This window comes from Actinosynnema sp. CS-041913 (genome assembly GCF_050942485.1).
Taxonomy (GTDB): Bacteria; Actinomycetota; Actinomycetes; order Mycobacteriales; family Pseudonocardiaceae; genus Actinosynnema.
Window position 1 is genome coordinate 3386796 of sequence record NZ_CP192037.1, and the last position, 13838, is coordinate 3400633.

General features: G+C 72.4%; 12 protein-coding genes. 4 read left to right on the top strand and 8 right to left on the bottom strand.

The features are described 5' to 3' along the window. Positions 1-110 precede the first annotated feature (110 nt). Both ACQPZF_RS16250 and ACQPZF_RS16255 read left to right on the top strand, forming a co-directional pair. Entirely contained in the window at positions 111-1091 is a 981-nt protein-coding gene (locus ACQPZF_RS16250; RefSeq protein ID WP_433272398.1) for an ATP-binding cassette domain-containing protein, read from the top strand. Continuing rightward, positions 1088-1876: an ABC transporter permease gene (locus ACQPZF_RS16255; RefSeq protein WP_433272400.1), complete on the top strand. Its 789-nt coding sequence runs from the start codon at positions 1088-1090 to the stop codon at positions 1874-1876. Before ACQPZF_RS16250 ends, ACQPZF_RS16255 begins: the two co-directional genes overlap by 4 nt. Here the strand turns inward: ACQPZF_RS16255 and ACQPZF_RS16260 are convergent. Beyond that, positions 1852-5076, bottom strand: a complete 3225-nt coding sequence (locus ACQPZF_RS16260) for an ATP-binding protein (protein WP_433272402.1) — start codon at positions 5074-5076, stop codon at positions 1852-1854. The genes ACQPZF_RS16255 and ACQPZF_RS16260 overlap by 25 nt on opposite strands. A gap of 188 nt (positions 5077-5264) precedes the next feature. On the opposite strand from ACQPZF_RS16260, the gene ACQPZF_RS16265 reads away from it, so the two are divergent. After that, positions 5265-6221 carry a lysyl endopeptidase gene (locus ACQPZF_RS16265; protein WP_433272404.1) on the top strand — a complete coding sequence of 319 codons (957 nt, stop codon included), beginning with the start codon at positions 5265-5267 and terminating at the stop codon, positions 6219-6221. 10 nt (positions 6222-6231) lie between these two features. On the opposite strand, the gene ACQPZF_RS16270 is transcribed toward ACQPZF_RS16265, so the two are convergent. From ACQPZF_RS16270 to ACQPZF_RS16280, 3 genes are all read right to left on the bottom strand, one after another. After that, positions 6232-6837, bottom strand: a complete 606-nt coding sequence (locus ACQPZF_RS16270) for an HAAS signaling domain-containing protein (protein ID WP_433272406.1) — start codon at positions 6835-6837, stop codon at positions 6232-6234. Continuing rightward, entirely contained in the window at positions 6834-7178 is a 345-nt protein-coding gene (locus ACQPZF_RS16275) for a PadR family transcriptional regulator (protein ID WP_433272408.1), read from the bottom strand. Before ACQPZF_RS16275 ends, ACQPZF_RS16270 begins: the two co-directional genes overlap by 4 nt. 638 nt (positions 7179-7816) lie before the next feature. Further along, complete coding sequence (locus ACQPZF_RS16280; protein ID WP_433272410.1) at positions 7817-8401, bottom strand: RICIN domain-containing protein; 585 nt, start codon at positions 8399-8401, stop codon at positions 7817-7819. A gap of 171 nt (positions 8402-8572) precedes the next feature. Here ACQPZF_RS16280 and ACQPZF_RS16285 point away from each other — a divergent pair, with 171 nt between their 5' ends. Further along, a complete protein-coding gene (locus tag ACQPZF_RS16285; RefSeq protein WP_433272412.1) occupies positions 8573-9820 on the top strand; it encodes a hypothetical protein in 1248 nt (415 codons plus the stop codon). 67 nt (positions 9821-9887) lie between these two features. Here ACQPZF_RS16285 and ACQPZF_RS16290 read toward each other — a convergent pair whose 3' ends face one another. From ACQPZF_RS16290 to ACQPZF_RS16305, 4 genes are all read right to left on the bottom strand, one after another. Next, positions 9888-10043 carry a hypothetical protein gene (locus ACQPZF_RS16290; protein ID WP_433272414.1) on the bottom strand — a complete coding sequence of 52 codons (156 nt, stop codon included), beginning with the start codon at positions 10041-10043 and terminating at the stop codon, positions 9888-9890. A gap of 90 nt (positions 10044-10133) precedes the next feature. Beyond that, on the bottom strand, positions 10134-11474 hold the full coding sequence (locus tag ACQPZF_RS16295) for a sensor histidine kinase (protein ID WP_433272417.1): 1341 nt from the start codon (positions 11472-11474) through the stop codon (positions 10134-10136). Further along, on the bottom strand, positions 11475-12164 hold the full coding sequence (locus ACQPZF_RS16300; RefSeq protein WP_433272419.1) for a response regulator transcription factor: 690 nt from the start codon (positions 12162-12164) through the stop codon (positions 11475-11477). Beyond that, positions 12161-13651, bottom strand: a complete 1491-nt coding sequence (locus ACQPZF_RS16305; protein WP_433272421.1) for a BTAD domain-containing putative transcriptional regulator — start codon at positions 13649-13651, stop codon at positions 12161-12163. The genes ACQPZF_RS16300 and ACQPZF_RS16305 overlap by 4 nt, the downstream gene beginning before the upstream one ends. Positions 13652-13838 lie beyond the last annotated feature (187 nt).

The window sequence follows — 13838 nt, forward strand, 5'->3', positions numbered from 1 at the left end:
TTCACTGGCTAGAATATTCGTGTCAAGGAATATCTTCGACCGCCGAGGTGAGGGAGTGCTGAAACCACGGTGAAACCGCCGCGATCCGGCGCGGCGGCACTGTCCTCCGCATGACGAACAACCCAAGTGAACCTGCGATCGCGGTGACCGGCCTGCGCAGGTCGTACGGCAGCCAGGTGGTGCTCGACGGCATCGACCTGCACGTGCCCGAAGGCACCGTCTTCTCGCTGCTCGGCCCCAACGGAGCCGGCAAGACCACCATGGTCCAGATCCTGTCGACGCTGATCCGGGCCGACGCGGGCGAGGCTCGCGTCTGCGGTCACGACGTCGTCCGCGAGCCGGATCTGGTCCGGGCGTCGATCGGCGTCACCGGCCAGTTCTCCGCGGTGGACAACTTCTTCACCGGCGAGGAGAACCTGCTGCTCATGGCCGACCTGCACCACCTCGGTCGGGCCGAGGGCCGGCGGCGCACGGCGGACCTGCTCGACCGGTTCGACCTGGGTGAGGCGGCGAAGAAGCCCGCGGTGACGTACTCGGGCGGTATGCGGCGCCGGCTCGACCTCGCCATGGGCCTCATCGGCAACCCCCGGGTGATCTTCCTGGACGAGCCGACCACCGGGCTGGACCCGCGCAGCCGGCGCGACCTGTGGCAGATCGTCCGGGACCTGGTCGGTCGCGGCGTGACGATCTTCCTCACCACGCAGTACCTGGAGGAGGCGGACCAGCTCGCCGACCGGATCGCCCTGCTCGACCACGGCCGGCTCGTCGCCCAGGGCACCCCGGCCGAACTCAAGCGGCGGGTGCCGGGCGGGCACGTCGAGCTGCGGTTCGCCGACGACCGCGCCCTTGCCGCGGCGGCCACGATCCTGGACGTCGCGCCGGACCCGGCGGACGAGTCGCTGGTCCTGCGGGTGCCCGGCGACGGCGGCGTCCGCTCGCTCAAGGTCCTGCTCGACCGCCTCGACGCCGCCGCGGTCGAGGTGGACGGGCTGGCCGTCCACACCCCCGACCTCGATGACGTGTTCTTCGCCGTGACCGGCCAGACCGCCTCGGCAACCGCTCCCGGCTCTGAAAAGGTGACCGCACGATGACGACGATCTCCCTGGCCGTCCGCGACTCGACCACGATGCTGCGCCGCCAGTTGCGGCACATGTCGCGCGCCCTGTCCATGACGTTGATGCTGCTCGCGGTGCCGATCGTCTTCCTGCTGCTGTTCGTCTACGTGCTCGGCGGCACGCTCGGCGACGGGCTCGGCGGTTCGGGCGGTCGCGCCGCCTACGTCAACTACGTCACGCCCGGCATCCTGCTCATCACCATCGCCGGGACCGTCCAGGGCACCGCGATCTCGGTGGCGCTGGACATGACGGAGGGCATCATCGCGCGGTTCCGGACCATGGCGATCGCGCGGGTGTCGGTCCTGACCGGGCACGTGCTGGGCAGCGTGCTGCACACCCTGTTCAGCCTCGCCGTCGTCCTCGGCGTGGCCGTGCTGGTCGGCTTCCGGCCCGACGCGACGGCGGTCGAGTGGCTGGCGGCGGCCGGGGTCCTCACCGCGACGGCGTTCGCCCTCGTGTGGCTGGCCGTCGCGATGGGCCTGATGACGAAGACCGTCGCGGCGGCGAGCAACCTGCCCATGCCGTTGACGCTGCTGCCCTTCTTCGGCAGCGGGTTCGTGCCCACGGACTCGCTGCCGACCGCACTGCGGTGGTTCGCCGAGTACCAGCCGTTCACCCCGATCATGGAGACGCTGCGCGGCCTGCTCCTCGGCACGCCGATCGGCGACAGCGCGGTGCTCGCGCTCGGCTGGTGCGCCGTGATCGCGCTGGCCGGGTACGTGTGGGCGAAACGGCTCTACAACCGCGACCGCACCCGCTGACCGGTCCCCTCGCCGGTGGGGCGCTCGCGCAGCAGGTCGAGCGCCGCCGCGCGGAGCCCGGCCCGGTCCAGGTCGGCGTAGGACGACACCGCCTCGTCGTACGCCGCCCGGTCGGCCCGCTCGGCGTCCGCCCGGACCGCCGCCGTGGACATCGTCGGCTGGAAGTAGCGCAGGAACCGGAACCGCTCGGCCAGCGCGATCATCCGGGCCGCCGACCGCGCGAGGGCCGGATCGCCGGTCCGGCGGGCGCGTGCGAGGTCCGCCATGGCGGTCGCCAGCAGCAGGGTGCCGCAGATCGTCGGCGCGACCAGGTACTGCGGCGGGTCGACCAGCGGGTGGGCCAACAGGTGCGGCAGGGGGCCGGGCAGCGCGTCGGCGAGGTCGGCGACGAGGTCGAGCCGGCCGTGCCGGGCGTGCGCGACGACGGCCACCGACCGCGCCTCCACCACCCACGGGTCCAGGTCGAGCGGGCCGCCGGTGGAGGCAACGGCACCGGCGTCGCGGACCTGGTCGACGGCGCCGCGCCACATCCGCAGGCCGGCCTCCACCTCACCGCGGGCGAACAGCACCTCGCCCCGGATGCCGAGGTCGTAGCCGACCGACTCGGCCTCCTCCTCTTCCAGCGTGACGTGCGTGAGTCCGTCCAGCCACCGCTCGGCCTCGGCGGTGTCGCCGAGTTGGAGGGCGGCCAGCACGAGCCACGCCCGGACACCGACCGCGTCGGTCCGGGCGCCGAGTCGCTGGAGCAGCGGCAGCGCCGCGACCAGGTGGTCACGGGCCGCCGCGCCCTGCTCCAGGTGCAGGCACAGCTCGGCGACCCGGCCGTGGCCGAACGCGCGCGGCCACGGCAGGTCCCGGTCGGTGAAGACGTCGAGCGCCTGGCGGGCCGCCTCCAGCGCCGCGTCGACGTCGCCGGCGGCCTCCCGGTGGTAGCTCGCGAACACGTTCGCGACAGCGGCCGGCAGCGGTTCGGTGCTGTCGCACAGCCGTTGCAGTTCCACCGGGTCGCCCAACGCGCCGATCACCCAGCCGATCGCGCGGATCACCGTGTCCGGCCGCGCCAGGCCGAGCCGGCGCAGCGCGACGACCTCCCGCACCGGCCGAGGCCCTCCGGAGCCGAACGTGTGCACCACGGCCATGGTCAGGGCGGTCCGGGTCATCTCGACAAAAGCCGGCTCCGGCCGGTAGCGCGCCAACGTCCAGGAGGTCTGCCGGATCAGCGTCGCGAGCCGCGGGGAGTTGGACTCCAGGCTCCACCCGCCGCCGAGGACCGCGGCGATCGCCACGACGGTGGGCCGGTCGTCGCGGCCGAGGGCGAGCCGGAGCGCTTGCAGCAGGTTCTCCTGCTCCGCCCGGACCGCGGCGGCCGTGTCGTAGGGGTCGGAGCCGAGCAGGTCCGCGTGGTTGGCCATGCCGAACCCCCGCGCCCACCCCAGGAACGCGGTCGCCACGTCGTCGGTCTCACCGGCCGCCGCCAGGCGCGCGGCGCTGAACTCCCGGACCGTCTCCAGCATCCGCAGCCGGGTGCCCGACGGGGTGTCGGACACCTTGATCAGCGAGTGGTCGACCAGGTGTTCGAGCACCACGAGCACGTCCGCCTCGCACGCGGTCGCGGGCAGCGCCCCGAGCAGCACGCTCGCGGCGTCGGCGGTGCACCCGTCGGCGAACACCGACAGGGCGCGCATCGCCGCCTGACCGGCCGGATCCAGCAGGTTCCAGCTCCAGTCCACGACCGCGTGCAGCGTGTGGTGGCGCTCCGGCGCGTCCCGGGCGCCGCCGCGCAACAGGCCGAACCGGTCGTCAAGCCGCCGGGCGATCTCCGCCACGGACATGATCCGCACCCGCGCGGCGGCCAGCTCGACCGCGAGCGGCAGCCCGTCGAGGTGCCGGCACAGCTCCTCCACGGCCGCCGCGGGCAGGTCGACGCCGGGCCGCGCCGCCCGTGCCCGCTGTCCGAACAGCTCGACGCTCGTCGGCAGGCTCAGCTCCGGCAGCGGGTAGACCGATTCCGACGACAGCCCCAGCGGTGTCCGGCTGGTGGTGAGGACCCGCAGCTCGGCGGTCGTCGACACCAGGGCGCGGACCAGGTCCGCGGCGCCGGCGACGACGTGCTCGCAGTTGTCCAGCACCAGCAGGGACGGGCCGGTGGCGAGCGAGGCCGCGATGGCGGCGGCGACGTCACCGGCGACGTGCCCGACCACGCCCGGCGTGCGGTGCTTGCCCACGCCGAGGGCCATCGCCACCTCGCGGGCCACGTCGTCGTCGGCGGCGATGCCGGCGAGCGGCACGACGGTGACCCTCGGCAGCTCGGCGCGGCGGGCGATGACGTTGGCGAGCCGGGTCTTGCCGAGCCCGCCGGTACCGACGATCGAGGTCACGCGGGAGGTGCGCAGCAACGCCTCCACCGCGGCGACGTCGTCGTCCCGGCCGAGCAACGGGTTGGACTCGTGCACGACGCCGTGCCGGACCGCGGGCGCCACGCCTCGGAGCAGCCGCCGGTGCTCGGCTTGCAGCGACGCGCCGGGATCGGTGCCGAGTTCATCGCGCAACGCCCGCCGGTACGCGTCGTAGCGGGCGAGCGCCGTGGCGGGACCGACCGTCGCCGCCTCGCACCGCAGCAGTTCGACCAGCACCTCCTCGTCGCGCGGGCGCTCGGCGGCCACCTCGGCCAACCGGTCCACCGCCTCGGCCGGCCGGTCGAGCCGGGCGAGGGCGAGCGCGCGGGACCGCACCAGCGCGCGGTGGGTGGCCCGCCGCTGCGCCCGCAGCGCGGTGACCGGGCCGTCGGTGTCGTCGGCCGGGCCGGGCCCGCCGCCACCCCACAAGGCCAGCCCGGCGTCGGCGTGCGAGAGCGCGGCGGCGTGGTCGCCGGCCCGTGCGCAACGGACGGCCGCCGCGGCGCGGATCAGCACCGCCGAGCTGTCGACCTGGTCCTCGGTCAGCGCCAGCCGGTAGCCGGTCGGGGTCCGGACGATGACGTCGGAGCCGAACAGGGACCGCGCCCGCGAGACGAGGATCTGCAGCGCCTTGGGCGGGTTCTCCGGTTGCAGGTCCGGCCACAGCCCCTCGACCAGCCGCCCGGTGCCGCAGCCGGTGCGCAGGTCGGCGGCGAGCAGGGCGATGAGCCCTTGCAGCCGTGGGCCCGCGATCTCCCGGCCACGGAAGGACACCCGTGACAGCAGGACGAGATCGGGGGTCACGGCACCAGGGTATCGGTGCGCCGCGCCGACACGATGGTGTGGACAGTGGGACGGGACGTGGAGGCCGGTCGAAACCGTTGCTACGGTCGGAAAACCGAACCGGGAGGCCTTCGCGGCGTTGCGCTCGCGGTTCGCTGGAACCCGTTCCAGGTTCCTCTGGGGGCTGTCCAGGAGAACGAGGAGTAGCCATGAGGCGAACGTGGTTCCGGTCCCTGCCCGCTGTCGTCACCGCGGCGGCGAGCGTCGTCGCGATCGGCGTGGCCGGGCAACCGGGCGCGGCGGCGGCGCAATCACCGCCTCCCACCGCCGGGCGGTCCGCGATCTTCGGCGGCGGACCGTTCTACAGCGGCGGCCAGGCGGAGATGGACACCCTGCGGGCGTCCGGGTTCACGACGGTGCTCCTCTGGAGCATCCACGTCATGCCCAACGGCGACCTCAACCTCAACGGCACGCCGGTCGTGTCCGACGGCAGGTACGTCGGTGATCCCGGATGGCCCGCCCGGCTGCGGACGCTGAAGCAGCCGCCCACGTCGGTCACCCGCATCGAGGTGTCGGTCGGTTCGGCGGACGTCCCGGACTGGGAGAACATCGAGAAGCTGATCGCCGAGCAGGGCACCGCACCGGACAGCGTCCTGTTCCGCAACTTCCTGGCGCTGAAGACCGCCACCGGCGCGGACGCGATCAACAGCGACGACGAGTCGAACTACGACGTCGCCTCGACGGTGGCGTTCGCGCGAATGGCGAACCTGATCGGCTACCGGCACTTCACCCTCGTGCCGTACACCGCGGCCCCGTACTGGAAGGCCGTCAAACAAGACCTGGGCCCGCTGGTGGACCGCGTGTACCTGCAGAAATACGCCGGCGGCAGCAGCAACGACCCGGTCCGTTGGTCCGCGGAGCTGGGCATGCCCGTCGAGCCGGGCCTGTGGAGCAAACACGGCAACCGGTGCGACCAGGGCGACTCTCCCCAGCAGGTCGAGAGCAAGATGCGCGAGTGGCGCGACTCGGCGAACATCCCCGGCGGATTCATGTGGCTCTACGACGACATCAAGAAGTGCTCGGCCAACGGCGGCCCCACTGCGGCCGACTACGCGCAGGCGATCAACAGGGCCACCGGCCCGGCGGTGATCTCGTCATCACCATGAACACCAACGGTCAGCGGGTCGAGGAGGGCAGGAGCCGCACGGCGATCAGCGCAAGGGTCTGCGCGATGGTGTAGGGCAGCACGTAGAGGGAGAGGTCGCGGATTCCGGTGAGGGTCTGACGCGGATCGTGCAACAGGTCGGCGGGCGAGTACCAGCCGCCGTTGACGGCCAGGACGATCACTGTGGTCAACGCTGCCGCGCAGGGCAGTGCAACGAGCAGCAGCCGCGCAGCGGGCGTCCAGCGTGGCGACAGGCCCACCAGCGCAGCGCCGACCAGGTAACCCACCGGGGGCAGCGCCGCGCCTCCCAACAGCAACAGGAACAACCCCGTCGCGTCCCACGGCCGCAGAGCGGCGAACGCCGTGCGCAACCGTCCGCCGGAGGACTGCCCAGAGTCGACCAATTCCGCGTCCACGATCTCGTCTGGCGTGCCCAACCTGTCCAGCAGCGCGGAGACCTCCGCCTCGGACGGGCGTGCGGGCAGTGACACCTCGATGTGCGACCGGATCTCCTGCAACAACTCCTTGCGGCGGCCCGCTGCCAGGGGTGCGGCCTGGCGCGCCAGCCTACCCAGGTAGGAGGAGACCAGCGGGTGCTGCGTCACCGACTCGTTCATGCCCGTTCGTCCTCTCCCGCAATGATCCCGCGCACCGACTCGCTCAACGCTTCCCAATCCCGGGTGAACCGCTCGACCGCCGCGACACCCTGCGGACTGGCCCGGTAGTACCTGCGCGGCGGGCCGGTCGCGCTCTCCTGCCACGTCGTTTCCACCAAGCCCTGCCTGCGCAGCCTGGACAACAGCGGGTAGATCGTGCCCTCGCCGCCGATCAACCCGTGCCGGCTGAGCACGGAGACCAGTTCCACCGCGTACCGCTCCCGCCGGCCCAGCAGCGCGAGCACGCAGTACTCGACCACCCCGCGCCGCATCTGTGCCAACGGGCCTCGGCCTTCATCCATGTCCCACAGGCTACCTTGCGCGGCAAGATAGTCTGTGGGACATGGCATGGGGTTTGAACCAGGACAGACAGCGCGGCGATCCCAAGGAGCCGTCCGGGGTCTGCAATCGCCGAGTGGCCCACTACCGGGATCGGCTCGGCATCCCCTGCCCAGCATGCCGGTCGGCGTAGGAAGTCCGCGGTCACGCGGTGGCAGCCTCGTCGTCGCGGTCCACATCTCGGACTGCAGTTCCACCGGCTCAGCACGCCAGGGTCCTGGCGAAGCCTCGCGCGTACCAGTCGGGCCACGGTCCGACCTGGCCATTCCCACAGCCTCACCCCGTGGGCGCGGGCGAGTTCGGCTTCGTACTGCGCGGTGTCGGACCTGGCTTCCGGCAACCGCAGGTCGTGGTCATCAGGATTGCGCCACCGGTCCCAGACGACATGGTGTCCTTCGCGGCGAATGCCGACCGACTCCAAAGCGAGTGCTCCGGCAGCACTACGACGACGGTCAGGCGATTGGGCACACCCGGCAGCCTGGATGTGTCACGGGGAGCCTGCCCGGCTCGGCGACAACGCGAGCTGGGCAGGCTCCCTTCCCGCAGTGCTCACCCGACGACCGTTACCGGCGTTGGCAGAGGGCGACGGCGTGCTTCCGCGTCACGGAGTGTCGAACATCCATTGCTGCGTGATTTCGTGGTGGATGCGGATACCCACGACCGCCTTGGTGCCGGGGGTGTTGACGTCGCCGTTTTCGCCCCAGAGGCTGACCTTGGGGTCGTAAGGCATGAGATGCTGGTAGTTGTACGCCCAGAGTTGGTTGATGCTGTGCGGTCGTTCCCGCCGCTCGGCCTGCACTACCGCCGTACCAGGTGGGATACCGGTCCCCGATACTCCTTGGACCTCCAGGCAGAGTCCGCTGTTCTTGTTGACGAGGAAACCGTTGTCATACTTCCACAACTGGTTGTCGTACCCGCCGGCCTTCCGTCCCCAGAGGATGATCGAGGCGCCGGCCTCCTTGCTGTTGTCCTTGACATCGAGCACCTTGCCGCTGGCCACGTTCCGGATGAAGAAGTAGCCTTCCGGGAAACCGTTGAGGCCGGTCCCGGGTTGGGCGGCCCGCGAGGCCGTCGTGGTCGCGCCCTGCGGGGACGCCGTCGCCACCGCCTGAGGCACGGCCACCACCGCCAGCAGTACCGCGGCCACCACCGCACCGCTCCGCCGCCACATCGAAGAGAAACCCATCACGTCGTCTCCTTCTCGGTGAACCCCAGGCACATCCACACTTGGGCACCCGGACGAACGCTGCAACACCGGTCACTCGATCGAGTCCGACGCCCCGGATGATCAAGTCCCGGTAGAGTCGGGAGTCGTTGACGCCACTGCGTGAACGGCATCGAGAACCGGGGGGACAGGGTGTCGGCGGTAGACGAACTGGTGCGGCTGCTCGAATGGAAGCCGGGCGGGCCGGCGGAACTCCCGTGGTCCACTGTGGAGGAACGTCTTGGCGTCGTGCTGCCGGCCGACTTCAAGCGGTTGACCTCGGTGTTCCCGAGCGGGCTGTTCGACGGCTACGTCGAGGTGATCAGCCCCGTGCAGGACACTTCGTGGCTGGAGCGCTTCGTGACCGGCTTCGACGTGACGCTCGACCTCGCGCGGCAGGGTGAAACGCCCTACCCGCTGCACCCCGCACCCGGTGGGATCGTCCCGTGGGGCGAGGGAGCCGACGGGGAGGCGTTCTTCTGGCTTCCCGCCGGCACCTCGTCCGACGAGTGGACCGTGGTGTTCTGCGACGAGTCGTTCAGCACGTGGGAGGAGTACCGGGGCAGCGCGTCGGAATTCCTGCTCGCGCTGCTCCAACGCCGCATCGACAGCGCCGTGCTCGGCTACGGCCCGTACGGCACGCCGGACTTCGGGCCGATCGTGGAGGCCGCACCGTCCCCTCCTCTCTCGCCCGACGGTGTGGACCACGGGTACTGGACGCGTCTGTTCGGCGGGAAGCTCACGGTCGAGGGACAGGCCGACCAGAGCACGGACCTCGTCCGCGTCGCCGGAGCCGGGGTGGCCGGAGCCGGGGTGCCCGGAGCCGGGGTGCCCGGAGCCGGGGTGCCCGGAGCCGGGGTGCCCGGAGCCGGGGTGCCCGGAGCCGGGGTGCCCGGAGTCGGGGTGGCCGGAGTCGGGGTGCCCGGAGTCAGGGTGGCCGGAGCCGGATCGGCGGTGGACTGGGCCGAGGTCGAGCGGGATCTCGGCATCCGGCTGCCGGACGACTACCGGGCCGTGGTCGAGGCGTTCGGCGCGGGCGACTTCCTCGGCATCCGGGTCGCCGTGCCGGGCGAGTTGGACGAACTGGTCGGCGCGGTCGGCGCGGTGGTCCGGCAAGGCCGCCCGATGGGCGGCCTTGCGCCGTTCTACCCGGAACCGGGAGGTGTCGTGCCGTGGGGCCGCACCGCCGCGGGGCACTTCTTCTTCTGGATGCCGCTCGGCGAGGACCCGAACGGCTGGCCCGTCATGATGGCGCCCCCCGGACTCAACGGGCTCGGCGCGTTCCGCCGGTCGATGTCGAGCCTGCTGCACGCGCACGTGACGCGGTCCGGCGGCGACATCGGGATGCTGCCCGATCCGGCACGGTTCCCGGATCGTCCACTGTTCCTCCCCGCCGAGTGATCGACACCGAGTGATCTCGGGGCCGTTGAGCGGACGTGACCACGGGCCTTCGAGCGGACACCGCGACTCAGCCGAGCGAGCGTTCCCCGGCACCGGTGCCGGGCGCGGGATCGGGAGTCGGCCGCGGTTGGTCGGCCACGCCGGTGGGCTGCGGGGTCCAGTCCGACCCCAGCCTGGTCCGGCGGGGGTTCGCGACCGCTTGGCCGGTGTCTGTCTCGTGCATCGTCGCCTCCAGGTGAAAAACGCACACTGGAAATTACCGGCAGCCCGCACCGGTCAAACGATGAGGAACATCACTCCGGCCGACGAGGCGCTAATCGCCGGCGACGGTCGGCCGTGCGGTGACGGGCAGTCGCACGTGGAACGACGCACCGGCGGGGGAGTCCGCCAGCCACACGCCGCCGCCGTGGCGTTCGACGATGTCACGGACGATCGCCAGCCCGAGCCCCGCCCCGCCGTCCTGGCGGGCACGGGCGGGCTGGACGCGGAAGAAGCGGTCGAAGACGTGGTCCCGGTCGGGTTCCGGCACGCCCGGCCCGTCGTCGGACACGACCAGTTCCGCGAACCCGTCGCGGTCCAGCCACAGCCCTGCGGTGACGGTGCTCCGCGCGTGCCGCTCGGCGTTGTCGAGCAGGTTCCGGACGACCCGGCCCAGCCCCCCGGGACTGCCGAGCAGGCGGACGGCGGAGAACGGCGACAGGTGCACCTCGACGGTGCCGCGCGAGCGGACCGACTCGATCTCGCCGAGCACGATCTCGTCGAGGTCCACCCACCCGGTCGGGTCGGGCGCGTCGTCGGCCCGTGCCAGTGCGAGCAGTTCGTCGGTGAGCCCGGACAGCCGCGCCCCCTCGCGGTGCACGTCCTGCGCCAACCGCACCCAGTCGGTGCGGTCGGGGTGCGCCAGGCCGATCTCCAGCCGCGCCCGGATCGCCGCCAGCGGACTGCGCAGCTCGTGGGCGGCGTCCGCGGCGAACCGCTGCTGCCGGTCGTGGTCGGCCTGCATCCGGGCCAGCATCGCGTTCATCGTGCGGGCCAGCTTGCCCACCTCGTCGTCGGTCGGCGGCTCCGGCACCCGGCGGTCGAGCCTGCTCCCGGTGATCTCCGAGACCTGCCTGCGGATGGCCTCGATCGGCCGCAGCGCGCGACCGACCAGCAGCCACGACACCAGGGTGACCGCGATCAGCAGCAGCGGCACGACGACGGCCATGGCGTGGACGGTGGCGGACACGCCGTCCTCCACGTGGTCCAGCGACGCCGCCGCGTACACCGCCACGGGACGGCCCGCCACCGTGCCCGGCACCCCGGCGACGGCGCAGCGCTCGCCGTCCGGGAGCCGCGAGGTGCCGGTGACCGCGTCGGCGTCCGGCCACAGGGCGAGCAGCCGGGTGCCGCCGAGCCCGCTGTTCGACGCCACCACCGCGCCGTCGCGGCCGACCACCTGCACCAGCTCCGGCAGCGCCGCGGGCACGCCGTCGGCGAACAGCGGCACCGCCGACTCGGCCCGCTGCCGGGCCAGTTCCTCGGCGTCGCCGGTCAGGTCGTCGCGCACCAGGGTCGCCACCGCCGCGCCGCCGACGACCAGCCCCAGCCCCACGACCAACGCCGCGAGCACGGTCAGCCGCAACTGGACGCCCCACCGGCCCCGGCTGCGCACCTAACCGCCTCCGGGGTCCAGGCGGTACCCGGACCCGCGCACGGTGCCGATGGCGTGCCGCCCGAACGGCAGGTCGACCTTGCGCCGCAGGTACGCGACGTACACCTCCAGCACGTTCGACTGGAGCGGGATCGCCGGATCCCACACCTCGTCGAGCGCGAACCGCTTCGACACCACCTGCCCGGCCCGCGACAGCAGCAGTTCGAGCAGCGCGAACTCGCGCGGCGTCAGCTCGATGTCGGTGCCGGCCCGGCGGCAGCGCCGCGCCACGCGGTCCAGCACCAGGTCGCCCGCCGCCAGGACGTCCGACCGGCGCGGACCCGACCGGCGCAGCAGGACGTGCAGCCGGGCGAGCAGCACCCGGTAGGAGAACGGCTTCGTGAGGTAGTCGTCCGCGCCGATCCGCAGCGCCCGCAACTGGTCCAGTTCGCCGTCGCGGGCGGTGAGCACGAGCACCGGCGCCTCGACGCCCGCGCGGCGCAGGCGCGCGCACACGTCGAGACCGGAGAGGCCGGGCAGCATCAGGTCGAGCACGATCACGTCGAACGACCTGGACAGGCCCGCGTCGAGACCCAGCAGGCCGTCCTCGGCGGTCTCGACCTCGAACCCGTCCGCGCGCAAGCCGTCGGCCAGCGCGTCCGCGAAGGACCTCTCGTCCTCGACCACCAGCACCCGCCCGTGCCGCTTCACGTCAGCACCCGGTCGGCGACGACCTTCCCGCGCTCCATCACCAGCACCCCGGTGCAGATTTCCTCTACTTCGGGGAGGGTGTGGGTGGACAGCACCACGGTGACACCGCGGGCCTGGGCGACGGTCCGGACCAGGGCCAGGATCTCCCGCTGCCCGGCCGGGTCCAACCCCAGCGTCGGCTCGTCCAGGAACACCACCACCGGATCGTTGACCAGCGCGCGGGCGATGCCCAACCGCTGCCGCATCCCCCTGCTGTACGAGCCGATCCGGGACGACGCCCGCCCCGCCAGACCCACCTGGTCCAGCAACCGCACCGCCACCCGCACCGCCTGCCCGCGCGACCGCCCGAACAACCGGGCGTGATACGCCAGGTACTCCACCCCCGTCTGGTGCGGCGGATACCCCGCGCTCTCCGGCAGCACCCCGATCCGCGCCCGCACCTCCGCCGGCCGACTGCCCGGCACCCCCGCCACCGAGAACTCCCCCGCCGACGGCACCAACACCGTGGACAACAACCGGATCGTGGTCGTCTTCCCCGCACCGTTGGGCCCCAACAACCCGATCACCTCACCCACCCGCGCGGTGAAACTCACCGACTCCACCGCCGAACGCCCACCAAACCACTTCGACAACCCACGAGCCTCCACGACGACCTCGTCACCCCGGCCGGCGGAACCGGCCGGCGACCAGGTCCCCCGCGGCGCCAGGGTGTGCACCGGCCCCCGCACGCGCGGCCCGTCGAGCGCCGGGTCCGCCCGCAGGATGGCGCGCTGGAGGGTGCTCAGCCGTGATTCGGGTTCGAGCGCCTGCTCGTCGGCCAGCCTGCTCCGGGCCGCGCGGTAGGTCTCCAGCGCGTCGGTCGCCCGGCCGCACCGGTAGAGCGCGAGCATGAGCTGCGCCTGGAGCCCCTGCCGATAGGGGTGCCGCGCCGCGAGTTCGGTCAGCTCGTCCACGACGGTCGCGTGCCTGCCGAGTCGCAACTCGGCGTCGAGGCACTCCTCCAGCGCGCTCAGCCGGGCCTCCTCCAGGCTCTGGCAGAGCACGGCGGCCACGTCCGAGGTCGCCACGTCGGCCAACGGCGGACCGTGCCACATGCCGAGCGCCCGCCGCAGCAGGTGCACGCGCGCCGCGTCGTCGGTCTTCTGCCGGGCTTCCGCGACGCGGGCGCGGAACCGGTGCACGTCGATCGACAGCGGGTCGAGCTTCAGCACGTACGCCGAACCGCGGGTCACGATCTCGGCCTCGGCGAGCCCGGTCCTGGCCGACGCGATCGCGCGGCGCAGGCGCGACACCATGACGTGGATCCCGTGGTGCGCGGTGCGGGGCGGTCGCGCCTGCCACGTCAGGTCGACCAACCGGTCGACGGGCACCAGTTGATTCGCATTCAGGGCCAGCACCGCGAACACGAAGCGCTGCTTGCGCGGCCCGAGATCAAGTTGTCGTTCGTGGGACCAAGCCTCCACAGCGCCGAGTAGTCGGAACTCCATGGCGGCCCCCTCCCCGAGGGTTCTCACTCCGGACGTCTCCCCGGACGGGGCTTTTGTTTCCGCCGCCCGAGGGTTGCCGCTGGAATGTGACCTATTGTGTGCACACCGGCGTCGCGGGTAGAAGAGTCACGCCCTGTCTCAGGCGGTGCGGCGGTGCGCCCACGAGGCAGTTCACCCGATTGCCGGT